Raw genomic sequence first — 23,573 nt, forward strand, 5'->3', positions numbered from 1 at the left:
TTGGCTCCTTCGCTTATTCGTGGTTCGCTCAGGCCTCGACGGCACCCAGCAGGTAGTGGTGATGAGCATGGACATGGCTGATGATGCGGCACATGTCGCCAAGGGCCGCTGGCGCATCCAAAATCTGGCTCTGGGCGTCTATGGTCAGGCGATAGGTCTCGCCGCCCTGGCGCACCCGCAGCTCACCGCCCCCGTCATGGCCCTCGGCCAGATAGAAACCGGGGTTGCGGCTGTTGTCGAAGTCCTCGGGCAGGCTGAAGATGGTGACCTTGTCCTGATAGGGCTTGCCCTGCCACGGGCAGAACTGGGCGCAGTTGCCACATTCGTTGCAGTAGGCATCCAGGTGCAGGGTCTGGAACTGGTCCTTGAAGCCCGGCACCGCGATGGCGACGTTGGCCCGGTTGGGGCAGACATCCACGCACTTGCTGCAGAGGTAGTTGCACTCGAGGCAACGGTGCGCCTCTTGCGCCACGAAGGCATCCCGCTCCCCCTTGTCCACCAGGGTGACGGCGATGTTTCCCTTGCGGCGGTAGATCTCGTCCTTGTCAGACGGCTGGCTGGTCACATCGCACGGCTGGCCGGCAATATGCTCGCGGGCCAATACCAGATCCGCGGCGCGGCGGGCACCGCCGATGGCACCGACGATGGAGGATGGGCCGCTCTGTACGTCACCTATGAGGAAGACGTTACGACGGCTGGTTTCGCCGGTCTGGCCATCCACCTCGGGCCAGCCATCACTGCCAAGGGGAATGCCCATCGCTTTGAGCACCTCGCAGTCAGGCTGCTCGCCGATGGCGGTGATCAGGGCATCCATCTGCATCACTTCGGTCTGCTCGGTGGGTACCGGACGGCGGCGGCCCTGCTCGTCAGGTTCCCCCAGCGCCATCATCCGCACGACAAGCTTGCCATCTTTCTCAAAGCGCTCCGGATTGGTGAGGAAGCAAAAACGCACCCCATCCTCCACCGCTTCCAGGTACTCCTCGCGATAGGCGGGCATCTCTTTCTCGCTGCGACGGTAGATAACGGTGACATCGCTGACACCGGGCACCTTGAGTGCGGCGCGGGCGCAGTCCATGGCGGTGTTGCCGGCACCGATCACAGCCACATGGCGGCCCAGCGGCAGCGGTTTGCCCTGATTGAAGCTGCGCAGGAAGTTAAAAGACTTGTAAATCCGCTCATGACCTCCTTCAAGGCGCATACCGCCGTTCTTGTCGGCACCGATGCCGACGAAGACATAGGTAAAGCCCTGGGCGTGCAGCTTGTCGACGGTGAGCGCCGGATCGCAGCCAAACTCGAACTTGACCCCGTGGGCGGCGACAAAGTCGATGTCATGCTGGATAAGCTCCGCCGGAATGCGGAACTCGGGAATGATGTGTTTGACCACGCCGCCTGCATCCGCTTCGCGCTCGAAGATGGTGACCGGATGACCGGCGCGGGCCAGGAAGTAGCCAGCAGACAAACCTGCCGGGCCGGCGCCAATCACCGCCACCGGGTGTTTGTCACCGCCGCCTGCCGGCTTGTGCCAGCGCGCCTTGTATCCTTCCCAACCGCGCTCCAGCGCGACCTTCTTGAGCTCACGGATATTGAGCGGGCTGTCGTAATCGAGCCGGGTGCAGTTGTACTGGCACTGGTGATCGCAGATATGGCCGGTGATGGCAGGCAAGGCGTTGCGCTGATAAATCAGCTCAAGGGCTGCCACATACTCCCCCTCACCCATCAGGCGAATGTACTCGGGGATATCCTGATGCACGGCGCAGGCGGTTACGCAGGGCGCCACGTAGCAGTCGGTCAGCGGCAGGCCACCACCCACTTCGATGCGATCCTCGGACTTCCACTCCTTCTGGGTGTAATCCATGGTGAGCGCCTTGGCGGCAAGGGCTTCCAGCTTGGCCACATCCACCTGAGCCATGGCCCAGCTGTCAGAGGCGTCGATCTCGTTGAGGCACTCGATCTGGCGCAGGTAACCACCCGGCTTGAGCAGATCGGTCGCCATGGTGATGGGACGAATGCCGGTCTCGAAGATATCACTGATGTTGAACTTGCTGGCACCACCGGAGTAGGAGATGGGCAGCTTGCCATCGAAGGCGCGGGACAGCACGGCGGCCACGTTGATGGAGAGCGGGAACAGCGCCCGGCCGGACATATACATCTCATCCCCCGGCAGCGCCCCCTTGCGATTGATGGTGCCAAGGGTGTTGGTCAGCTTGACTCCGAAGGTGAGCCCCTTCTCGGCCCCCAGCGCCATCAAGCGGGTCAGCATGGCCTTGGCCTGATCCAGCTTGAGATCGTGATCGAACGACGCTTCGCCGAGACCTATGTAATCAAAACCACAGGTATCGAGGATCTCGCGCACCCGCGGGTAGCCCAGCAGGGTTGGGTTGAGTTTGACGAAGGTGTTGAGCCCCTTCTCTTCCAGCATGTAGCGGCAGATGGCCTCGATTTCGTTGGGCGGGCAGCCGTGCATGGTGGAGAGGGTGACGCCGTGCACCAGATTGGCCGGAATGCGCTCCACCAGCTGTTGCAGGCGATCGCGCCGCGCCCCGAGCCCCAGCTCGGCGATAAACTGCTCGTCGGCCACGAGGTCACGTACCACCTGCTGGTACTCGGCAAATTTCGGATTGCTGCCAGCATCCATCAGGCTGTGGATGAACTGCTGCATCGGCGGCTGTTTGATGCCGTCGAGGTTATACCCCACGCTCATGTTGAAGATGAAAGACTTGGCCTCCCCGTCAAGGCGCGGGTCAAACACCTCCTCCAGCAGGTAGAGGGCAAACCAGGCCTTCAGATACTCGTCAAACGCCTTGGGCAGGGTGAATTCAGTGGACCACTCGGTGTTGAAGCACTCGTCTTCGGCATCGATGCAGGGCTTTTCCAGTTCGAGACGGTCCAGGATCTGCACCGTCTTGAGCTCGATAAAGCGCCCGCCGGTCAGCCAGGAGGTGACGATGTTCTGGGCCAGCTGGGTATGGGGGCCGGCTGCCGGGCCAATGGGGGTCTCGCAGGTTTCACCGAACACCTTGATCTTGCGCTCGTCCTGCTTGCGATAGAATTGCGCGGCGGGAATGCCGAAGATGGATTGACTCGCTTTATATTCCGAGAAGATACGGACCAGAAGGTTCTTGAAGGGAACGGGTCGCATAATATCGCCCATGTTGATCTCCTTGCAGCGGCACTGCTCATTGACAGGGTGAATAAATGGGGCCCATCCACAACCACGCATAAAAAGCCCCTTGAAACTGACAAGAGCAACAATCAGGCCAGCGCCGGATCTTTTTATTTTTCAGCCATAAAAACGTGAGGCACATCCAATTAATAAAACATCGAAAGCCGATACCAGTTTCGACAATGAGAGTGGCTATCAACACCGAATTTAAATAATGGAAACGCCGCCCTCATGGCTAAAAATGATCTCACTTTGGCGCGGCGCGCTATCAGTTTGATAAAGAGCGAGGCCACCGCCATTACCAGGCCGGCCAGGATGATAACGGTCGCTGTCGGCCCCTAATAACGGGTTAGACAAGGGGATAAATATGCAAATCAAGGCCGGGCAAGCCTCTGCCAGCCGACCCGTTCATCGCTCGAATGCTTCGTTTGCCAGCAGCGCCTGATAACGCTCCGGGGTGTCCACATCCTGCAGGATGGCGACGCTCTGCACCTCGATAAAACGATGGGGATGCGCCAGCAGCCAGCGGCGCACCGAACCCTGTGCTGGCACCGCCGCCAGCGCCCTGGCAAGGGCTCTGGGCAACAGCACGGGGTGGCCCGCCTCCCCCTGATAGGAGGGAAAGAGGGTCTCGTCCCCCCGCGCCTGCCAGAGCGAGCGGTACACCTCGGGGGGGATGCAGGGCAGATCGCCGTGGCTTATGAAGAGGTGTTCGCTGCTACAAGCGGCGAGCCCCGCGCGGATGGAGCTGCCTAGCCCCTGTGCATAATCATGGTTGTGCACCAGCCGGATACGGGGGTGACTGGCGTAGCGGCTGATCAGCTCATCGGCGCGATGCCCCACCACCAGAATGACCCGGTCACACAGCACCAGGGCATTTTTGAGACTCTCATCAAGAATCGTGCTCTGGCGATACGGTAGCATCAATTTCCACGCGCCCATTCGCGATGAGAGCCCGGCCGCCGTAATTAGGCAGTCGCACCGCTCGCGCGAATGCCAGTGCTTCTCACTGACCGCGCCTCTATTTTCATCGGTCGTCACCATGGCTATTTCATCACCCATTCTGCTCACCTCGCCAAATATCGAGAGTGTATTAAACCCGCTCACCGAAAATATTGATGGGCGTACCACTTTAATTAGTCTTTGCGGCGCCGGGGGGAAAACCAGCACCCTCTTCTGGCTGGCCGACTATTTCCATCAACAGGGCAAGAAGGTGCTGCTCACCACCAGCACCCGGATGTTTCTGCCCGCCCCCTCCCCTCGGCGCACCCTGCTGATCGAGGCCGACCCCATCCGGCAGCTGACCCGCTGTCAGGCGCTGCCCGATGAACCGATGCAGCTGGTGCTGTTCAGCCACCTCGATCGGGCCAGCGGCAAGGCGGTGGGGCCGAGCCCTCAGCAGATCGATCTGCTCAAGGGGCAGCAACGCTTCGACATCATCCTGGTGGAGGCGGACGGCGCCCATCACAAGTTATTGAAAGCGCCCGCTTTGCACGAACCTTGCATTCCTCAGCACAGTGATTGGGTGATCGCCCTGGTAGGCGGCGCCATGGTGGGTGCCAGCGCCGACCCGGCGCAGATCCACCGCTGGGCCGAGTTCCAGGCCCTGTGCGGGATTGCAGCCGGTGAACGGCTCGACTGGGCCCTGTTTGACCGGCTCATCGCCCACCCCGAGGGGGCGTTCAAAGGCACCCCGCCCGGGGCGCGCCGAGTCTGGTTTATCAATGGCGATTATCAAAATGAGCAGCAGTGGCTGCCCGCCCTGATAAACCTGCTGCAGCGCCACCCCGAGCTCCACGCCATCTGGCAGGGGGCCGTGCGTGAACCCGGCGCCATTCACCATGTTTGCTGTCGGCCTGCCTCCGAAGCCGCGCAGTCACTGACCCGTTAAGGATGATACGAGGTACCTTATGAATCTGTTTGCACACGCTGCCCGACTGGAGCAGGAGAACACCCCCTTTGCCATGGCCCAGATCATCGAGAGCCGGGGCTCCACCCCGCGCCATCAGGCCCAGATGCTGGTGATGGCCGATGGCCGGATCCTCGGCACCATCGGCGGCGGCATGATCGAGCGGCTGGTGATCGAGGAAGCCATGGCCGCCATTGCCGAGCGCAAACCGCGCATCTTCCACGGCCGGATGGCCCGCAACGGCGAACATGCGGTGGGCTCGGATTGCGGCGGCGCCATGTCGGTCTATATCGACGTCTACGGCCTGCGCCCCCGCCTGGTATTGATCGGCGCCGGCCACGTCAACCGGGCACTGGCCCATGCCGCCACGCCGCTCGGCTTTGACATCCATGTAGGGGATTGCTTCGAGGGGAGCCTCAGCCCAGATCGCTTCCCGGCTGGCACTCATCTGCAGCAGGCCGACACCATCAGCGCGGTGATCGAGCAGCTTGCCATCGAGCCCGCCAACTTCGTCATCATCGCCACCAACCACCAGGACAAGGAGGCGCTGGATCGCCTCATAAGCCGTCCCCTCGCCTACCTGGGGCTGCTCGCCAGCAAGCGCAAGGTGCAGACCTTCACCCAGGCCCTGCGCCAGCAAGGGGTGAGTCAGGCCCAACTGCAGCGGCTGCACGCCCCTATCGGCTACAACATAGGTGCCGAGACCCCCGAGGAGATCGCCATCAGCATCCTCGCCGAGCTGCTGCAGGTTAAAAACGGTAAAGCGGGCGGCCTGATGCAGGATGATGTGCGCCTCAAGCGGGATCAGCTGGTGGTGATGCGCGGCTCCGGCGATATCGCCACCGGGGTGGCGCTGCGTCTCTACCATGCCGGCTTCAAGGTGGTGATGCTGGATCTCGACAAACCCACGGTGATCCGCCGCACCGTCGCCTTCGCCCAGGGGATGTTCGACGGTGAAACCAGTGTCGAAGGGGTACGTGCCAAGCGGGTCGAAAGCGTCGAGCAGGCGTTTGAGCAGCTGGATCTGGGTGTCATACCGCTGCTGGTTGACCCCGACTGCGCCACCCTTGCCGAACTCAAGCCTCGCTATCTGGTGGATGCCATCCTCGCCAAGCAGAACCTCGGCACCCACAGGGAGATGGCCCCCATCACGGTGGCCCTCGGCCCGGGGTTTGAAGCGGGGCGCGACTGCGATGCGGTGATCGAGACCAACCGTGGCCACCATCTGGGCCGGGTCATCTATCAGGGCCCTGCCCAGCCCAATACCGGCATTCCCGGGGTGATCGAGGGGCACTCCGCCCGCCGAGTGGTGCGCGCCCCCGTCGCCGGGGTGATGAAGAGCCTGATCAAGCTCGGCGATCTGGTGCAGGAGGGGGACGTGATTGCCCACGTGGGGGACGCTCCCATCATTGCGCCGCTCTCGGGTATGGTGCGAGGTCTGCTCAGCGATGGCATCGAGGTGACCGTCGGCTTCAAGATCGGTGACATCGACCCCAGGGGCGAGCGGGCCGATCTCACTACCGTCTCTGACAAGGCGCGGGCCATTGGTGGCGCCGTGCTGGAGGCCATGATGCATCTGGCCCAGCGCAGATAAACGCGAACATAGAGCCTATCGGCAAGGCCCGCGTCATCAACGGGCGGCGCCGTGCTGGAGGCCATGATGCATCTGGCCCAACGCAGATAAACCAGCGCGCCAATACAAAGGGCCCGCCATGATGGCGGGCCCTTTTTATCTCTTTGTCGGCAATCGGCTTAGCCCTGCTTGATGCGGGTCTCCCCCGCCACCGACACCACAGAGCGCTTGCCCTTGCGGCTGATGACGATAAGCGCCAGCACGATCAGGGCGATGCCGCTCCCCTCCACCGGCCCCGGGTTTTCACCGAGCAGCCACCAGGAGAGCAGCACGCCGCTCACCGGCACCGCCAGGGTGCTGAGCCCGGCGATCCCCGCCGGCAGCTTTTTCAGCACGAACAGCCAGAGGCTCCAGGCCAGCGCGGTGGCGAAGATGGCGCTGTAGGCAAGCGCACCAAACACATAGGGCTGCCAGTCGATGGGGCGCTCCGGCACCAGCGCCGCCACCAGTGCCATCACCAGGGTGGCGTAGATCATCTGCCAGGTGGTGAGGGACATCAGATCCACCGCGGGGTGGCGGGCATACATCCGCTTGGCAATGATGGCGCTGATCCCCCAGCAGATGCCGGAGGCAATGCCCAGCAGCGCGCTCTTCATGGAATCCAGGTGCAACTGCCAGGGCTCGATCACCAGCAGCAGGCCGCAGGCGGCTACCCCGACCGCCAGATAGTGGAGCTTGCGCATCCGCTCACCTAAAAAGAGCGCCGCGAAGATCACCACCCAGAACGGCATGGTGTAACTCAGAATGGCCACCTTGCCCGCCCCGCCGCTGATGAGTGCCCACTGGGCCAGCCCCACCATGCCGCAGGTCTGGAACAGGGCGATGGCGAGGGTATAGCGAAACGGGGTGGGCCTGAGATAACGGCGGCCGCGCAGGCACTGCACCAGCAGCAACACCAGGGATCCGCACAGGCAGCGCAGAGCGGTGAACTCGAACGCCCCCGCGTAGAGCATCACCTGCTTCATCACGATCCAGCTGTAACTCCAGATGGCGGTGAGCAGGACCAATCCCCCCAGCGCCGCCATGTTCAACTTGCTATTCATTGTGCTGCCTTGTTGCTGCGGTCGGTGCGTCCGCCATTCGGGGCGCCATCTTACTCCTCTGCCGCCCCCCTGCCCACCGCGGATAAGAGCTGGCCGGCCCATGCTTCCTTCTGCCAATCCCTGGCACCAGTCAACAGAAAGGGGGCCGACGGCCCCCAGGTTACAAGCTTGCTCGCCCCTACTGGCTGATCAGGGTGCCAGTCTTGCCGGCAATGCCATCGGCGGCCTTCTCCAGCAGGGTGATCAGGGATTTGCGCCCCGCCATGGAGGTGGCGAACGAGAGCGCCGCCTCCACCTTGGGCAGCATGGATCCCTTGGCAAACTGCCCCTGGGCGATAAAGCTGTTGGCATCGGCCACGCTCAGGGTATCGAGCCACTGCACCTCGGGCTTGCCGAAGTTGATGGCTACTTTTTCTACCGCGGTAAGGATGATCAGCATGTCGGCATCGATGAGCTCCGCCAGCCTGGCACTGGCCCAATCCTTGTCGATCACCGCGCTGGCACCACGCAGGTGGTTGCCCTCGCGCAGCACCGGAATGCCGCCGCCACCGACGGTGATGACCACCTGACCGGCGGCCAGCATGGCAGAGACGGTCTCTTTCTCGATGATGTCGATGGGTTTGGGGGATGCCACCACCCGGCGATAGCCGCGGCCGGCATCCTCTTTGAGCCGCTCGCCCTTGGCCATCAACGCCTCGGCCTCCTCCTTGCTGAAAAAGCCGCCGATAGGTTTGCTCGGGTCAAGGAAGGCGGGATCGTTTTTATCCACCTCCACCTGGGTCACCAGGGTGGCCACCGGCTTATGGATGCCGCGCTCCAGCAGGGCCTCGCGCAGGGCATTTTGCAGGTCATAACCGATATAACCCTGACTCAGGGCCACACAGACCGACATGGGCAGATGGGGCGCCTTGGGGTCGTGGCGGGCCGCCACCTCGAACGCCTGCTGGATCATCCCCACCTGCGGGCCGTTGCCGTGGGTCACCACCACCTCGTGCCCCTGGGCAATGAGGTCGGCAATGGTGCCCGCCGTGCTCTGCACCGCCTTCATCTGCTCGGGCAGGTTGTTGCCAAGGGCATTGCCGCCAAGGGCCAGTACGATTCGCTGTTTCATCTTGTTATCTCCAGTGAGGGGACAAGCCGGCGCGATACCGGCCCACCTTTCGTTGTTCACATAAGCTTGCGGGTTAGCCTGTTTCGAACGGATTGTCAGCCGGCCACTGTGGAGCAAGGAGATTGCAGCTCCGGCGCCAACGCCGGATCAAACGGCGCTCTGGCCAGAAAGCGGCCATGACCACGTCGCCCCAGAAACTCGCCGTCGCGAGCGACTATCTCGCCGCGACTCAGGGTCATCCTGATCTGGCCTGGGCAGCGCATCCCCTCGTAAGGGCTGTAGTCACCGTTGTCATGCAGCAGTGGGTGAGAAATCAGGGTGTCACCGCGGGGATCCATCACCACCAGATCGGCGTCAGACCCAAGTTGCAGGTTGCCCTTGCGCGGCCAGAGGCCAAACAGGCGCGCCGGGTTGGCGCTGGTGAGCGCCACGAAGCGGGACGGCGAGATGCGCCCCCCCAGCACTCCGTGGGTAAACAGCAGCAGCATCCGGTTTTCGACCCCGGGCAAACCGTTTGGGCAGCGGCTGAAATCGCCGCCAGAGAGGGTCATGCGCTGGGCGTGGGAGAAGTTGCAGTGATCGGTCGCCACCGTATCGATATCGCCGGCAGCGATGCCGACCCACAGCTTGTCCTGCTCGCTACGTCCACGCAGCGGCGGACTCAGCAGATAGTCGACCCCGTTCTCCTTGTAATAACACTGCTCATCGAGCAGCAGATATTGCGGGCAGGTCTCTACCCAGACCGGCTGGCCCTGACGGCGCGCCAGCTTGAGGTACTCCAGCCCCAAGCCGTTGGAGAGGTGGACGATATAGAGCGGCGCATTGCCAGCGAGACCCGCCAGATTGATCATCCTGGCGATCGCCTCCGCCTCGCACTGCAGCGGACGGCTTTGCGGGTGATACCAGGGCTCACAGTGGCCGGCGGCCAGCAGGGCGGCCCGGCGCGCCGCGATGGCGGCATCGTTCTCGGGGTGGACGGTGGCAAGCGCCCCCACCTCCTTGAGGCGGGCCAGGGCGCGCAGCACGTCATGGTCCCCCAGCTTGTACTGGTAGGTGAGATAGAGCTTGAAGCTGCTGATCCCCTCCTCCTGCACCATGGCGGCCATCTCGTGGAGGATGGCGTCATCCACATGCTGGACAACGCCGTGAAAGCTGTAATCGATCACCGCCTGATTGGCGGCGTAATCGTGATAGCGGGCCAGCTGGTGATGCAGGTTGCACCCCGCCGGGCCAAATCCCATGTGATCGACGATGGTGGTGGTGCCACCACAGGCGGCGGCACGGGTACCGCTGAAAAAATCATCGCAACTGCGGGCAATCCCGACATCTATGTTGAAGTGGGTGTGGACGTCGATGCCGCCCGGCATCACGTAGCAGCCGCTGGCATCGATCAGCTCGGTCTCGCCATCGGGCTCGATAGCGGCGGCGCGCGCGCGGATCACTCCGTCTTCGATCAGCAGATCCTGACGATATTCACCCTGCGCATCGACCAGCACGCCGTGTTTGATCAGCCGTTTCATCCACTCCCCCTCAACTCCTGTTGCCCTTCACGCAGCAAGCCCCGCCTGAGCGGGGCTGATCATGGTGGACAGGGACGCCAGTCTCCCTGCCCTGCGCTCTTACTTGTCCAACTCGGCCAGATAGAGCATGGGGATCACTGCGTACATGGCGGCGCACTTGACCAGATGCTCCTTCCAGGTCTTCTCGTTCGGCGCATGGGCCTCCGGCTCTTTGCCCGGGCCAAAGCCGATCACCGGGATACCGTGACGGCCCATGATGGAGACGCCATTGGTCGAGAAGGTCCACTTGTCCACCACCGGCGCCTTGTTGAACAGCTGGGTGTACGCCTTGGAGAGGGTCTTGACCGTGATGTGATCCTCTTCCACCTTCCAGGTCGGGAAGTAGCACTCGGTCGGGTAGACCAGGCCGGTGTAGGCCGGACGGTCGTACTGGTACATGGAGACCTCGGCACCGGCGGCTTGCACCGCAGGCAGGGCGCGGATCTCGTCGAGCGCCCCTTGCCAGGTCTCACCCCAGGTGAGGCGGCGGTCGATGGAGACGGCGCAGCTGTCCGCCACGGCGCAGCGGCTCGGTGAGGTGAAGAAGATCTCGGAGACGGTCAGGGTGCCCTTGCCGAGGAAGTCGTCATGGCCGAGGTTGTGGCTGAGTTCCTGCAATTCGCCCAGGATGGGGCCCATCTTGAAGATGGCGTTGTCACCGCGCTCCGGCGCGGAGCCGTGGCAGCTCACCCCCTGCACCTCCACGCGGATCTCCATGCGACCACGCTGGCCACGGTAGATCTGGCAGTCGGTCGGTTCGGTACTGACCACGAACTCGGGGCGGATCTTGCTCTGCTCTATGATGTACTGCCAGCAGAGGCCGTCGCAATCCTCCTCCTGTACGGTACCGGTCACCAGCAGGGTGTACTCGTCTTCCAGACCCAGATCCTTGATGATCTTGCCGGCGTAGACCATGGAGGCCATGCCCCCTTCCTGGTCAGAGGCACCGCGACCACCGATGATCTCGTGATCTTCCATCCCCTCATAGGGATCGAAGGTCCAGTTGGCCATGTTGCCGACCCCCACGGTATCGATGTGGGCATCCATGGCGATCAGGTGCGGGCCGTGGCCGATATAGCCCAGCACGTTGCCCATGGGGTCGATCTCCACCTTGTCGAAGCCGACTTTTTCCATCTCCTGCTTGATGCGCAGCACCACCCGCTCTTCATCGCAGCTCTCACTCGGGATGGCGATCATGTCGCGCAGGAACTGAGTCATCTCGGCCTTGTACTGGTAGGCCTTCTCCAACACCATTTCAAACGGAATTTGCTTGCTCATTGTGTCTCTCCATAACCAACCTGGGGTGCGGGAGTACGCCTCCCGCACGCTACTCGTCATGGCACCCGCCGGGCACCATCATTTTCAATTCGTGCCTCTTTCATTTGCAGGCGGGATTACCCGCAGGCAGGGTGCTTGCCTTCCCACACTACTTCCCGGTAATGGGCCACGTCGGTGTCCCCTTCGGTATTGATCACCAGCACCACCGACTGCTCATCGAGCCCTAGCCGGGCCATCAGCGCCGCGCGATCCGGGTGGTGGCGCACCGCCGCCAGCACGCCGGCGCCAATCGAACCTGACTCACCGGAGATGATGCGGGGATCATCGCCAAGGGGGTTGCCGAGCACTCGCATGCCGAGCGCCGATACCTTGTCGTGACAGGAGATGAACTGGGTGGCGCAGCTTCTGAGCAGCGGCCAGCCAAGGGGATTGGGTTCACCGCAGGCGAGGCCGGCCATGATGGTGCGCATGTCGCCCCCCACGTTGACCATCTCCCCCGCCACGCCGGAGCGGTAGATGCAGTCGGCCTGATCCGGCTCGACGACTATGCTGTGCAGGTTCTTCGCCCCGAAGCAGTCCACCAGATAGCCGAGCACGCCGCCCGCCAGCGCCCCGACCCCGGCCTGCAGCAGCACGTGGGTGGGTTGTTTGATGCCCATGGCCTGCATCTGCTCGACCGCTTCGTCGGCCAAGGTGGCGTAACCCTGCATGATCCAGGTCGGGATCCTGGTATACCCCTCCCAGGCGGTGTCCTGCACTATGTACCAGCCGCGCTCCTCGGCCATCTTCATGGTCAGGCGCACTGTGTCGTCGTAGTTCATGTCGGTGACGATGCACTCGGCCCCCAGCGCCAGGATGTGGTCCACCCGCTCCTGGGCCGAGCCCTTGGGCATGTAGACCACCGCATGCTGACCCACCTGCTTGGCGGCCCAGGCGACGCCACGCCCGTGGTTGCCATCTGTGGTGGTGGCGAAGGTCATCGGCTCCTTGATGGTGCGTTTGATGAGATCGAAGGTGAAATCCTCCACCGCCACCCCGTATTTTTCACAGAGCAGGTTGGCGATGGCGTAGACCCCCCCCAGCATCTTGAAGGCGTTGAGGCCAAAGCGTTTGGATTCATCCTTCACCAGAATGTTCTTCACCCCGATATAGCCGGCGAGCTCCTTCAGATCGCACAGGGGGGTGGGCTCATAACCGGCCAGTTTTTTATGAAAGGCGCGGGCCTTTTGCGCCTCGATACGGGAAAACAGGGGCAGCGACTCACCGGTAAAGAAACGGTTATCGGCAATTTCCATCTTCAGGGAAAATTGGGACATGAATACCTCGCAAAGAGTCATCTCGCCGGGGATCATCGAGTGAAAAGCGCCCCGGGGAGAGAACCCGTGACAATCATTGCGTGATGACGACGGCCGGGCGGGACTTATTTCCCGCCCGGCCAGGCCATTATTTGACGCGTTTTTGCGCCTCTTTTATCAAGCCTTCGAGGGCGGCGCCCGGTGCCGAGAATTTACGGGCGACAATCATGGCGGCGATAATATAGGGCTTCCAGCTCGCCTCTTTATAAGTGGCGATCCGGTATTTCTCGAATACCCCTTCACTCACTTCCCCTTCCTTGCAGGAGACACCGGAAATATCCGCCGGCAGGCAGTGCATATAGAGCGCTTCGCCACCCTTGGTGAGTTTCATCATCTCTTCGGTGCAGTGCCAATCCTTGTGCTTGGCGTTCTGCGCCAGGCAATGCTGCTCCAGCTCCTTGAGGCCAGCGTGATCGTTGGCCCGCAGCAGCTCGGTGCGCTGCTCCATCACCTGGTAGGGCGCCCAGGACTTGGGATAGACGATGTCGGCATCCTTGAACGCCTCTTCCATGGAGGTGACCTGACGGAAGCTCCCACCGGAGGCCTTGGCATTCTCCCTGGCCACTTCGATCACGTCCGGGATCAGGTCATACCCTTCCGGGTGGGCCAGGGTCACGTCCATGCCAAAGCGGGTCATCAGGCCGATGATGCCCTGCGGCACGGAGAGCGGCTTGCCGTAGCTCGGCGAGTAGGCCCAGGTCATGGCGATCTTCTTGCCCTTGAGGTTCTCGAGGCTGCCGAAGTGCTCCTGCAACCAGGCGAGATCAGCCATGGACTGGGTCGGGTGATCAATGTCGCACTGCAGGTTGACCAGCGCCGGGCGCTGGGGCAGCACCCCCTTCTCGAACCCTTCATCGAGCGCGGCGCCCACTTCACGCATGTAGGCGTTGCCGGCCCCCAGATACATGTCGTCGCGAATGCCGATGGCATCGGCGCAGAAGGAGATCATGTTGGCGGTTTCACGCACCGTCTCGCCGTGGGCGATCTGGGACTTGCCCTCGTCCAGATCCTGCTGGGTCAGGCCGAGCAGGTTGAGGGCGGAGGCGTAGGAGAAACGGGTACGGGTGGAGTTGTCACGAAACACCGAGATGCCAAGACCGGTATTGAACAGCTTGGTGGCGATGTTTTCGGCGCGCAGTCCCTTGAGGGCCTCAGCCAGCTTGAGCACCAGCGCCAGCTCCTGAGGGGTCTGCTCCCAGGTCAGCAGGAAGTCTTTTTCATGCAGGTTGGACTTGAGTTCATTGATCTCTTTGATTAACTGGTTCACTGCTTTCATCGTTAGCCCCAATCTGTTGATGAGAAATGCATTGCTCCCCTTCCACTCACAGGTCACCGAAACAAGGGCCATTGGGTGAGTTCATCGGTCAGCGTCAAATAAGGGCAATCAATAAGCGTGCCAACGCATAAATAAGCGGGGAATAACCAGAAAAGGCGTCTTTAATGTGAGCCGACGCACAGCCTGAGGCTATATGGCACCCCGCCAAGGCAGGTGAGTCGGCTTATTTTTCAGCTGATGGCTGAACGCTGCTGAAATAGCGCGAGAATAGTGCGAGAAGAGACGAAGCCGGCCCTGATAATTATCAGTCCGGCTATCACCAGAGCCTGTCAATTGATAGAGAGCGGGGCCACATTCTCATAATGATAACGCCGCGATTATCGGTCGCGGCGCGGTGAAGCGGGGCCGCCAGGCGACCCGCTGCGGGATCAGGCCTGCACGGCTATCTCGTACTTCTTTATCTTGCGATAGAGGGTGGCGATGCCGATCCCGAGTGCCTGGGCGGCCAGCTTCTTGTTGCCAAGGCGCTGCAGGGTCTCCTCTATCATCTGCTTTTCCATGTTCTCCAGCCCGTTTTCGCCAAGTGGCAGCCCCAACCCGCGCTCGACCTGGCCGGCAGCCGACTCTGGCAGGCTTGCCTCTGGCGATGACCAGGGCGTCCCGCTAGCCGATGCCGGGTTGCCAGCGGCAGGGCTGAGCGCAGGGTCGGCCAGCACACCATGGGGATAAGGGTCGGGCGAGAGCGGCATACGCGCGATCTGCGCCGTGCTCCGAGGCGGCTCGTCCGCCCCACTGCGCTGGTTGCGCAGGATATTGGGGGGCAGCAGGATGCTCTCGATCACCTCTCCCGCCTGCACCACGTTCACCAGGTACTCGATGAGGTTGCTGAGCTCGCGCACGTTGCCGGGCCAGCGGTAGCCCTCCAGCAGGGCCATCACCTCCGGGCTCAGCCCCGGATACAGCAGACCGATGCGGCTGGTGTGCAGGTTGAGGAAGTAGTGGGTCAGCAGCGCCACGTCCCCCTCCCGCTCGCGCAGGGGCGGTAGGTGGATGGGAATGACGTTGAGGCGATAGAAGAGATCCTCGCGAAACTTGCCCTCGGCAATGTACTGCTCCAGATGCTGGTGGGTCGCGGCTATGATGCGAATGTCCACCGGCACCGGCCGGCTGGCGCCGATGGGGGTCACCTCCCGCAGTTCCAGCACCCGCAGCAGCTTGGCCTGCATGGTGAGCGGCATGTCCCCTATCTCGTCGAGAAACAGGGTGCCCTGCTGGGCGGCCTGGATCAGCCCCTGCTTGCCGGTGCTGGAGGCGCCGGTGAAGGCCCCCTTCACGTAACCGAACAGCTCGCTCTCAAGCAGCTGCTCGGGGATGGCGGCGCAGTTGATGGCGATGAAGGGCTTGTCGCGGCGCGGGCTGAGCCGGTGAATGGCGCGGGCCACCACCTCCTTGCCGGTGCCGCTCTCGCCGCACACCAGCACGCTGGAGGGGCTCAGGGCGATGCGATGGAGCAGCTTTTTCAGGGCCCGCATCGGCTTGCTCTCCCCGATCAGCATGCTGACTCCCTCGTCGGGCTCCAGCGGCGGGTTCGGTGTGCCGTGGGACTGGTGAAACGCCATCAGAAACAGCTGCTGACCGTGTACGTGGTGCAACTGGCCGATGATCAGCTCCTGACGATCCCCCAGGGTGACGATGTGCTGCAGGTGGCCGGTCAGCCCCTGCTGGGCAAAGGTGAGCGGCCGCAGCCCTATTTCGCAGCCCAGCAGCGCCTCCTGCTGGCAGTTGAGCTGTTTGAGCGCAACCTCGTTGGCGTAGAGCAGCTGGCTCTTCTCGTCGAGCAGCAGGCAGCCCTGATCCATGTGGTTCATCAGGCTCAGGAAGACCTTGTTGACCCCGTCCGACAGCCCGCGCGAGTCGAGCAGCTTGGCGACGAAGATGCTGGAGATGTGCTGCACATAGTCGCACACCTCCTGCAGGTTGTTGTTGAGGCGGGCCTGCTGCTCCGGGTTGAAGGCCACCAGGCTGATCACCCCGATGCAGTTCTCCTCCACCATGATGGGCACCCCGAGAAAGGCCCGCTCCCGGCAGCTCTCCTTGCAACTGCAACCCTCGCAGACCGGATCCTCGCTGGTGTGGGTGACGATCTTCTCGCGCTGATGCTCGATGACGTAGCGCAACAGGCGGGAGTCCCCCTCCAGCTGGCGACCGAAGAACTTGCCGTAAGGGCCGGTTCCCGCCACCCGCACCATGTTGGCGTCCACGATTTCCACTTCCAGTTGCAGCACGCTGGCCAGCATCTTGGCAAAGCGCAAAATGGTGGGCTGGATCTGCATCAACAAACATTGGTTACTGACGGACATCATGTTGTAAATCCCCTGGCTCCCACCCCGGGTGGGATTCATGCTGGCCAGATACTATGCCAATTCGACAGCAGCGACTTCGCCGAGGATCACGAAAAGGGAACTTGCACCCGCCCCGCTCCCCGGAGTGAGAGCTGGCGCAGGCTGAGGAAGAGAAAAGCCAAGGAGCAGGTCACCCACATCATCTGGGGTGCGCGAAAACGGTAAGAAAGGATGCCTCAACTACCCAGATGCAGGGCCAGCCAGACTGCCAGCGGGATCACCAGGACCGAGAGCGCATTGCCGCCGAGCACTATGCTGGCCACCTTCTCGGGCTGGCACTGGTACTGCTCGCACAGCATGTAGTTGAGCACCGCCGGCGGCAGCGCCACCGACAGCATCAGCAGCGGGATCCAGGCCGGTTGCAACGGCAGCAGCCAGACCGCCAGCCCCAGGGAGATGGTGCCGGCCAGCAGATAGAGCAGGTTGCACTTGAGGGCCAGCCCCAGGTGATCCAGCTCCCCCTCCATCAGCCGGATACCGAGGGCAAACAGCATCAGCGGCACCGAGATCTGGCCGAGCAGGGAAGCGCTGGTCACCAGGTATTCGGGCAGTGGAATGTGCAGATTGGCCACCAGCAGGCCGGCCAGGGCAGCCCACAGCACAGGGCTTTTCAGCCAGAGCCAGCGGGAGGTGTTGGCCGAGAGGATGAACATGCCCACCGAGAAGTGGAGCAGGTTGGAGAGCACGAACAGTATGATGATGGCGCCCAGCTGCTGCTCGCCAAAGGCCAGCACCATCAGCGGAATGCCGAGGTTGCCGGTGTTGCGAAACATGGCGGGCAGGATCAGGGCCGGTCGGCTGATGCTGCTAAGCCTGAGCAGGGAGAGCAGCAGCCCCGGCAGCAGAATCACCAGGGCCCCCGCCGCGATGAGCGAGAGGTGGGCCATCAGATCCAGCGGGTATTTGACCAGCGCCGAGAACACCAGCGCGGGGGTAAACAGCTCGATATTGGCCCGATTGACATAGCCCAGCGCGCCGCCCGGACGCAACCGGCCGTAGAGGGCGCCAAGCCCCACCACCGCAAACACCGGAATGACGATATTGAGCAGCGCGCTGAACATGGGCGAGTCCTTTACAGTTCGCGGGCGGGGGTTCCCATCAGCAGCACGGGATCCAGGGTCACTTCCTGGCGACCGTTGCTCACCCAGAGCTGGCCGTCGGAGATGGTACAGGTGAGCTGCATGGTGCGCTCCACCATCTCGGTCAGCGGCAGGGTCTGGCTGTCGGAGAGCTCAATCACGGTGAGGTTGTCGTGCAGGCTGAGCTTGCCCTGGTTCTGCTTCCACCAGACGCTGGTGCCACGGCCGCCGTAGAGGTAGAGCACCACATGGCGGGAGCGATTGCACGCCTTCTTGAGACGGCGCTCGTCGGGCTGGCCGAGCTCGATCCAGAGTTCAATCTCGTCGGAATAGTTCTTGCGCCAGAGCTCGGGCTCATCATCGGCAGAGAGTCCCTTGGTGAACTCCAGTCGCTCGGCGGCGTGCCAGGCGAAGGCCGCCAGCCGGATCATCATCCGCTCGTCGGTCTCGGAGGGGTGACGGGCCAGGGTGAGAGAGAAGTCCTGATAGAGATTGCGATCCATGTCGGACAGGCTGAGCTGAGCCTTGAATACGGTTGCCTTGAGAGCCATAGAAAACCTTGAATACCTTGGGAAGCGGGCCGAAACGAAAAACTGCGCGCCAGTGTAATCAAAATCGGCGGCAGGTTCGACCTCAAGCAGCACACATTTGGCCCGGCTCGTGCAGATAACGGCCTGCCAAGGCTCAAAAAACAAATGCCAGTCCGAAGACTGGCATTTGGCGGTATGAACGAAAGAAGCGGATCACTTCTCGGCGGACTTGACCCCGAAGGCATTGAGCAGCAAGCAGCAGGTCACTGCCACCGCTACAAACCCGCTCAGGAAGATAAAGGGCATGGCCCCGTATCCCAATACAGTCCAGATGGTTTGTTCAAGCAGACTCATTATGTGTCCTTCATCCAGTGAAATGGGTGTCCCTTTCGTGACGGGGTTATTCCCCGTTCCTGATGATGCTATTTGACCCCAACCAGCGCCTGAGTCCTATGCCACCAAAGTAATAAATAGGGGGCTACTTTGCGTTGGATCAACAATTTATCCCTTGCCGAGGAAAAATATGGACGCAATTCAACCCGTTGTCAGCCTGCTGCCCTCTCCTCTCCCATTGCTGCACCAAAAAGAAGGAGGCGACCCTGAGGTCGCCTCCTTGTCGGTTGGGCTGTTGCCGCGAGCGGCGCACCCTCAATAGAAGCGCTGCTGCTCGGCCGCCATCGCCTTGAGGCGATCGCAGGGTGCAAACCGGTCGCCATAGCGCTTCTGGTAGTGCTCAAGGCGTGCCACCAGGTGCTCGATGCCGAGGCTGTCCATGTAGCGGAACGGGCCCCCCAGGAACGGCGGGAAGCCGATGCCGAAGATGGCGCCGATGTCGCCATCGCGGGCCGAGGCCACCACGCCGCTGTCGAGCGCCATGGCCGCTTCGTTGAGCATCATCAGCACGCAGCGCTCGGCGATCTCCGCCTTGGCCTGTTTGGCCTGGGGGCTGATGCCCAAGACGCCATAGACACTGTCGTCCACCTTCTTCTTGCCCTTGGCGGCCTTGCCGTAGAGGTAGAAGCCCTTGCCGTTCTTGCGCCCCTTGCGATCGTTTTGCAACAGCTTGTCAAAGGCCGCCGGTGCCTGGAAGCGCTCGCTCCCCAGCTCTTTTTCGAGGATCGGGGAGATCTTGGCACCCACGTCGATCCCCACCTCATCCAGCAGGGTGATGGGGCCCACCGGGAAGCCGAAATCGAGCAGGGCACCGTCCAGCACCTCCACCGGCTCCCCTTCCAGCACCAGGCGCGCCGCCTCGTTCATGTAGGGGGCCAGGATGCGGTTGACGTAGAAGCCCGCCTCGTCCTTGACGACGATGGGGGTCTTGCCCTGGGCCCGGGCGAAAGCCAGGGTGGTGGCGACCGTCTCGGCACTGGTACCGGCGTGGGGGATGATTTCCGCCAGCGGCATCTTATCCACCGGGCTGAAGTAGTGCAGCCCCACCACCCGCTCCGGGTGTGCCGCCGCCGAGGCGATCTGGTGGATAGGCAGGGAGGAGGTGTTGGAGGCAAACACGGTGTGCTCGCCGCACTCGCGCTCCACATCCTTCACCATCTGGTGCTTGAGGGCGAGATCTTCGAACACCGCCTCCACCACCATGTCGACCCGGTGGAAGCCGGAGTAGTCGAGGGTGCCGGTGAGCAGGCTCATCTGTTTCTCAAGCTCGCTGCGCAGGATATGACGACGCTTGAGCTTCTTGGCCAAGATGTCGTAGCTGTAGCGCATGGCGTTGCCGATGCCGGCACTGGCCACGTCCTTGATCCGCACCGGTACGCCCGCCTTGGTGGCGGTGACGAAGGCGATGCCGCCCCCCATCAGACCACCGCCCAGCACGGCGGCATGGCCAACTTTGCGCGGCTCGGCCCCCTGATAGGTGACCTCCTTCTTCATCTCGGTGGTGGCAAAGAAGATGGAGCGCAGGGCGGCGGATTCGCTGGTCATCACCAGCTCGCCAAAGTGGCGGGATTCGGCGGCAAGGCCTGCCTGCATCCCCTCTTCCACCCCGATGCGCACCACCTCCAGGATCAGCTCAGGGGCCGGGTAGTTGCCACGGGTCTTCGCCTTCACCCCCTTGCGGGCCTGATCGAACAGCACCTTGCGGCCAAGCTTGTTGGTCTCCAGCAGTTTGCCCTGCAGATCCCGCTTGAGCTCGTGCCGGGGCTTGCCCTTCTTGGCCAGCTTGATGGCGGCCTCCAGCAGGATGGAGGGGGGCACCACATCGTCCACCAGCCCCAGTTTCCTGGCCTGCTTGGCCCGCACCTGCTTGCCGGTCATCATCAGATCGAGCGCCTTGGCCACCCCGATGAGGCGCGGCAGACGCTGGGTCCCGCCGGAACCCGGCAGCAAGCCCAGTTGCACCTCGGGCAGGCCGAGCACCGTCTTGCCGTGATCGGTGACCACCCGGCCATGACAGGCCAGCGCCAGCTCCAGCCCGCCGCCGAGGCAGGGGCCGTGGATGGCGGCGATCACCGGAATGGGCAGCGACTCGATCTCGGCGAAGATCACCTGCCCTTCCCGCGACAGCGTCTCGGCATCCTTAGCACTGGTGCAGGCCGCCAGCATGCTGATGTCGGCGCCGGCGATGAAGGAGTCCTTCTTGCCTGAGACCACCACCAGGCCGATCAGCTCTTTATTGGCTTTCACCTCGGCCAGCACCGCGCGGATCTCGTCCACGAAGGCGGCTTTCAGGGTATTCATGCTCTCGCCCGGCACATCCATGGTGAGAATGCCGATGCCATCCTGGCGCACCGCCAGGGAAAAAGTCTTCTCGCTCATCACTCTACCTCCAACACCATGGCCACGCCGAGACCGCCCGCCGCACAGGCGGTGTTCAGCCCCAATCCTCCCCCCCGACGCCGCAGCTCGTGCAGGGTCTGGGTGATCATGCGCGCACCGGTGGCGGCAAAGGGGTGACCATAGGCCAGCGAGCCACCGAGGACGTTGAATTTGTCCATGTCCACTTCGCCGATGGCCTGCTCACGGCCCAGCTTGCTCTGGGCAAACTCGTGGCTGGCAAACATCTTGAGGTTGGCCAGGGTCTGGGCGGCAAAGGCCTCGTGCATGTCGATCAGAGTGAGATCGCTGAGCGTGATACCGGCGCGGTCCAGCGCCAGCGGGGTGGCGTAGGAGGGGCCCATCAGCATGTCCTGCCACACATCGATGGCAGAAAACGCGAAGCTGCGGATATAGCCGAGCGGCTCGAGACCGAGCTCGCGGGCCCGCCCTTCGCGCATCAGCAACACAGCGGCGGCGCCGTCGGTGAGCGGGGTGGCGTTGGCGGCGGTGACGGAGCCGTGCAGTCGGTCAAACACCGGCTTGAGCTTGGCGTAGCTCGCCAGATCCGAGCTTTCGCGGATGTTGTTGTCTCGCTCCAGCGGCGCCTTGTAGGGAGGCACATGGGCGGTAAACACCTCGCCACTCAACTTGCCATCGGCCCAGGCCTGAGCGGCCAGGGTGTGGGAGCGGTGCGCCAGCGCATCTTGCGCCTCGCGGCTGATCTGGTGGCTCTTGGCCATCTGCTCGGCGGTCTGGCCCATGGAGAGGCCGGTGGAGTACTCGGCCACGGCGGGCGGCACCGGCAGCAGATCCTTGACCCGCAGCTGGCGCAAAATGTTGAAGCGCTGCTGCAGATTGCGCGCCTTGTTGAGATCCACCAGGGCGCGGGCCAGCTTCTTGCTCACCCCGATGGGCAGCACGGAGGAGGAATCGGCGCCGCCGGCGATGGCGATATCCACCGTGCCGGCCATGATGGATTCGGTGACGTTGGCGACGGCCTGGAAACTGGTGGCGCAGGCGCGCGACACACTATAGGCATCGGTGCTGACGCTCATGCCGGTGCCGAGCACGATCTCGCGGGCGATGTTGGGGGCTTCCGGCATCTGTACCACCTGGCCGAACACCAGCTGGTCGATGAGCTTGGGATCGAGATCGGTGCGAGCGAGCATCTCGCTCACCACCAGTTTGCCCAGATCCACCGCAGGCACGCCGTGAAAGGCGGTGGCCTGCTTGGCAAAGGGAGTGCGCAAACCCGCCACGACGGCAATCCGTTCGCCCTGGCGAGTCGTCAGTTTCAATGGCTCTTTCATCCTGGCTCCTTGGTTAAACGAGAAGACTAAAGGGAGAGGTCTGACCTCATTGCGCCACATCTTAACAATCCACTCACAAATTTCATACGGCTGATTGAAACTAAATTGCCGCCATCTTGGCCCCCTCCCTCGCCCTTGTGCGCCAACTGGAGTATAAAAAGATCAACTTCTATGAAAACAACGGGTTTATTGCATGGCAGCGGCCGAGTTCAGACAGCTTGGGGACTATCTTGGTAGTCAGATTCTGGGACAGGGCCCCCTCATCGAGGGGCTGCTGATCGCCCTGTTATGTGAAGGACATGTGTTGATCGAGGGCGCCCCCGGTCTTGCCAAGACCCGGGCCGTCAAGGCACTGGCCGGCGCGGTGGAGGGACGCTTCGCCCGCATCCAGTTCACCCCCGACCTGCTGCCCGCCGATCTCACCGGCAGCGAGGTGTTTCACCCTCAGGATGCCAGCTTCGTGTTTCAGCCCGGCCCCCTCTTCAACCACCTGGTGCTGGCGGACGAGATCAACCGGGCGCCGGCCAAGGTGCAATCCGCCCTCTTGGAAGCGATGGCCGAGCATCAGATCACCGTGGGCAAGAAGAGCTGGCGCCTGCCGCCCCTCTTTATGGTGGCCGCCACGCAAAACCCGATAGAACAGGAGGGGACCTATCCCCTGCCGGAGGCCCAGCTCGATCGCTTCCTGCTCAAGCTGCTGGTGGACTACCCGAGCCCCGCCATGGAGCTCGCCATCCTCCAGCTCAACGCCCAGGGCGACACCCTGCCGGCGCCGCCGCTCACCCTGAGCCAGGCCGATCTGCTGGCGGCCCGCAGCGCGGTGCAGGCGGTGCAGATGCAGGGGCGCCTCGAGCACTATCTGGTGCAGCTGGTCTGCGCCACCCGCCCTGGCAGCGGCCTCTGTCCGGAACTCGAGCCCCTGGTCGCGGTGGGCGCCAGCCCCAGGGCCAGCATAGGTCTGGCCAGGGCGGCTCGCGCCAGGGCCTGGCTGGCCGGGCGGGATTTCGTGCTGCCCGAAGACATTCAGCAACTGGCGCCGGCCGTGCTGCGCCATCGCCTCATTCCCAGTTATCAGGCGCTGGCTGACAATCTCGACAACGAGGCGCTCATCACCCTGCTGCTGGATGCGATCCCATGCCCCTGAGCTCGCTCG

17 protein-coding genes are annotated in these 23,573 nt (G+C 62.7%); 3 read left to right on the forward strand and 14 right to left on the reverse strand.

Annotated features, from left to right (window positions below):
* Positions 1–28 precede the first annotated feature (28 nt).
* Positions 29–3,151, reverse strand: coding sequence for a putative selenate reductase subunit YgfK (gene ygfK / locus ACB031_RS02345; RefSeq protein ID WP_371138920.1), 3,123 nt, complete (start codon positions 3,149–3,151; stop codon positions 29–31).
* 420 nt (positions 3,152–3,571) lie between these two features.
* Positions 3,572–4,225, reverse strand: a complete 654-nt coding sequence (gene mocA, locus ACB031_RS02350; RefSeq protein WP_371138921.1) for a molybdenum cofactor cytidylyltransferase — start codon at positions 4,223–4,225, stop codon at positions 3,572–3,574.
* Here mocA and yqeC point away from each other — a divergent pair.
* Positions 4,206–5,054 (forward strand): selenium cofactor biosynthesis protein YqeC, encoded by an 849-nt coding sequence (gene yqeC / locus ACB031_RS02355; protein ID WP_126881800.1) that lies wholly within the window; start codon positions 4,206–4,208, stop codon positions 5,052–5,054. The genes mocA and yqeC overlap by 20 nt on opposite strands.
* Positions 5,055–5,073: 19 nt before the next feature.
* Positions 5,074–6,666 carry a selenium-dependent molybdenum cofactor biosynthesis protein YqeB gene (yqeB, locus tag ACB031_RS02360; protein ID WP_371138922.1) on the forward strand — a complete coding sequence of 531 codons (1,593 nt, stop codon included), beginning with the start codon at positions 5,074–5,076 and terminating at the stop codon, positions 6,664–6,666.
* A gap of 158 nt (positions 6,667–6,824) precedes the next feature.
* Here the strand turns inward: yqeB and ACB031_RS02365 are convergent, their stop codons facing one another.
* The 12 genes from ACB031_RS02365 to fadI all read right to left on the reverse strand — a co-directional run bounded on the left by ACB031_RS02365 (position 6,825) and on the right by fadI (position 22,420).
* Positions 6,825–7,748 (reverse strand): DMT family transporter, encoded by a 924-nt coding sequence (locus ACB031_RS02365; RefSeq protein WP_371138923.1) that lies wholly within the window; start codon positions 7,746–7,748, stop codon positions 6,825–6,827.
* Between the two features lie 178 nt (positions 7,749–7,926).
* Entirely contained in the window at positions 7,927–8,859 is a 933-nt protein-coding gene (gene arcC, locus ACB031_RS02370) for a carbamate kinase (RefSeq protein ID WP_124252395.1), read from the reverse strand.
* Between the two features lie 95 nt (positions 8,860–8,954).
* Positions 8,955–10,379, reverse strand: a complete 1,425-nt coding sequence (gene hydA, locus ACB031_RS02375) for a dihydropyrimidinase (protein WP_371138924.1) — start codon at positions 10,377–10,379, stop codon at positions 8,955–8,957.
* A gap of 99 nt (positions 10,380–10,478) precedes the next feature.
* Entirely contained in the window at positions 10,479–11,696 is a 1,218-nt protein-coding gene (locus tag ACB031_RS02380) for a YgeY family selenium metabolism-linked hydrolase (RefSeq protein ID WP_045789705.1), read from the reverse strand.
* A 116-nt stretch (positions 11,697–11,812) separates the two neighbouring features.
* A complete protein-coding gene (dpaL, locus tag ACB031_RS02385; RefSeq protein ID WP_139752411.1) occupies positions 11,813–13,012 on the reverse strand; it encodes a diaminopropionate ammonia-lyase in 1,200 nt (399 codons plus the stop codon).
* A 127-nt stretch (positions 13,013–13,139) separates the two neighbouring features.
* Positions 13,140–14,327, reverse strand: coding sequence for a knotted carbamoyltransferase YgeW (gene ygeW, locus ACB031_RS02390; protein ID WP_017408343.1), 1,188 nt, complete (start codon positions 14,325–14,327; stop codon positions 13,140–13,142).
* A 428-nt stretch (positions 14,328–14,755) separates the two neighbouring features.
* A complete protein-coding gene (locus ACB031_RS02395) occupies positions 14,756–16,690 on the reverse strand; it encodes a sigma 54-interacting transcriptional regulator (protein ID WP_371138925.1) in 1,935 nt (644 codons plus the stop codon).
* Positions 16,691–16,905: 215 nt separating this feature from the next.
* Positions 16,906–17,790 carry an AEC family transporter gene (locus ACB031_RS02400; protein ID WP_371138926.1) on the reverse strand — a complete coding sequence of 295 codons (885 nt, stop codon included), beginning with the start codon at positions 17,788–17,790 and terminating at the stop codon, positions 16,906–16,908.
* Between the two features lie 11 nt (positions 17,791–17,801).
* Entirely contained in the window at positions 17,802–18,359 is a 558-nt protein-coding gene (locus ACB031_RS02405) for a YaeQ family protein (RefSeq protein WP_010633897.1), read from the reverse strand.
* A 192-nt stretch (positions 18,360–18,551) separates the two neighbouring features.
* Positions 18,552–18,692, reverse strand: a complete 141-nt coding sequence (locus ACB031_RS02410; protein WP_005301193.1) for a TIGR02808 family protein — start codon at positions 18,690–18,692, stop codon at positions 18,552–18,554.
* A 294-nt stretch (positions 18,693–18,986) separates the two neighbouring features.
* Positions 18,987–21,110 carry a fatty acid oxidation complex subunit alpha FadJ gene (fadJ, locus tag ACB031_RS02415; RefSeq protein ID WP_371138927.1) on the reverse strand — a complete coding sequence of 708 codons (2,124 nt, stop codon included), beginning with the start codon at positions 21,108–21,110 and terminating at the stop codon, positions 18,987–18,989.
* The gene (fadI, locus tag ACB031_RS02420) at positions 21,110–22,420 is read right to left on the reverse strand and encodes an acetyl-CoA C-acyltransferase FadI (RefSeq protein WP_010633895.1); all 1,311 of its coding nucleotides are present in this window, start codon (positions 22,418–22,420) and stop codon (positions 21,110–21,112) included. Before fadI ends, fadJ begins: the two co-directional genes overlap by 1 nt.
* Before the next feature lie 193 nt (positions 22,421–22,613).
* Between fadI and ACB031_RS02425 the strand changes: the two genes are divergently transcribed.
* Positions 22,614–23,564: a MoxR family ATPase gene (locus ACB031_RS02425; protein WP_017786153.1), complete on the forward strand. Its 951-nt coding sequence runs from the start codon at positions 22,614–22,616 to the stop codon at positions 23,562–23,564.
* The last annotated feature ends 9 nt before the right edge of the window (positions 23,565–23,573 follow it).

The organism is Aeromonas sp. S8(2024), from assembly GCF_041403085.1.
GTDB lineage: Bacteria > Pseudomonadota > Gammaproteobacteria > Enterobacterales > Aeromonadaceae > Aeromonas > Aeromonas dhakensis.

Excerpts from the sequence above, each read along its gene's own strand:
- fadJ (WP_371138927.1), bottom strand. The coding sequence starts at position 21,110 with ATGAGCGAGAAGACTTTTTCCCTGGCGGTGCGCCAGGATGGCATCGGC.
- hydA (WP_371138924.1), bottom strand. The coding sequence starts at position 10,379 with ATGAAACGGCTGATCAAACACGGCGTGCTGGTCGATGCGCAGGGTGAA.
- ACB031_RS02380 (WP_045789705.1), bottom strand. The coding sequence starts at position 11,696 with ATGAGCAAGCAAATTCCGTTTGAAATGGTGTTGGAGAAGGCCTACCAG.
- ACB031_RS02425 (WP_017786153.1), top strand. The coding sequence starts at position 22,614 with ATGGCAGCGGCCGAGTTCAGACAGCTTGGGGACTATCTTGGTAGTCAG.
- ACB031_RS02405 (WP_010633897.1), bottom strand. The coding sequence starts at position 18,359 with ATGGCTCTCAAGGCAACCGTATTCAAGGCTCAGCTCAGCCTGTCCGAC.
- dpaL (WP_139752411.1), bottom strand. The coding sequence starts at position 13,012 with ATGTCCCAATTTTCCCTGAAGATGGAAATTGCCGATAACCGTTTCTTT.
- yqeB (WP_371138922.1), top strand. The coding sequence starts at position 5,074 with ATGAATCTGTTTGCACACGCTGCCCGACTGGAGCAGGAGAACACCCCC.
- ygeW (WP_017408343.1), bottom strand. The coding sequence starts at position 14,327 with ATGAAAGCAGTGAACCAGTTAATCAAAGAGATCAATGAACTCAAGTCC.
- ACB031_RS02395 (WP_371138925.1), bottom strand. The coding sequence starts at position 16,690 with ATGATGTCCGTCAGTAACCAATGTTTGTTGATGCAGATCCAGCCCACC.
- yqeC (WP_126881800.1), top strand. The coding sequence starts at position 4,206 with ATGGCTATTTCATCACCCATTCTGCTCACCTCGCCAAATATCGAGAGT.
- ACB031_RS02410 (WP_005301193.1), bottom strand. The coding sequence starts at position 18,692 with ATGAGTCTGCTTGAACAAACCATCTGGACTGTATTGGGATACGGGGCC.
- arcC (WP_124252395.1), bottom strand. The coding sequence starts at position 8,859 with ATGAAACAGCGAATCGTACTGGCCCTTGGCGGCAATGCCCTTGGCAAC.
- ygfK (WP_371138920.1), bottom strand. The coding sequence starts at position 3,151 with ATGGGCGATATTATGCGACCCGTTCCCTTCAAGAACCTTCTGGTCCGT.
- mocA (WP_371138921.1), bottom strand. The coding sequence starts at position 4,225 with ATGGGTGATGAAATAGCCATGGTGACGACCGATGAAAATAGAGGCGCG.
- ACB031_RS02365 (WP_371138923.1), bottom strand. The coding sequence starts at position 7,748 with ATGAATAGCAAGTTGAACATGGCGGCGCTGGGGGGATTGGTCCTGCTC.
- fadI (WP_010633895.1), bottom strand. The coding sequence starts at position 22,420 with ATGAAAGAGCCATTGAAACTGACGACTCGCCAGGGCGAACGGATTGCC.
- ACB031_RS02400 (WP_371138926.1), bottom strand. The coding sequence starts at position 17,790 with ATGTTCAGCGCGCTGCTCAATATCGTCATTCCGGTGTTTGCGGTGGTG.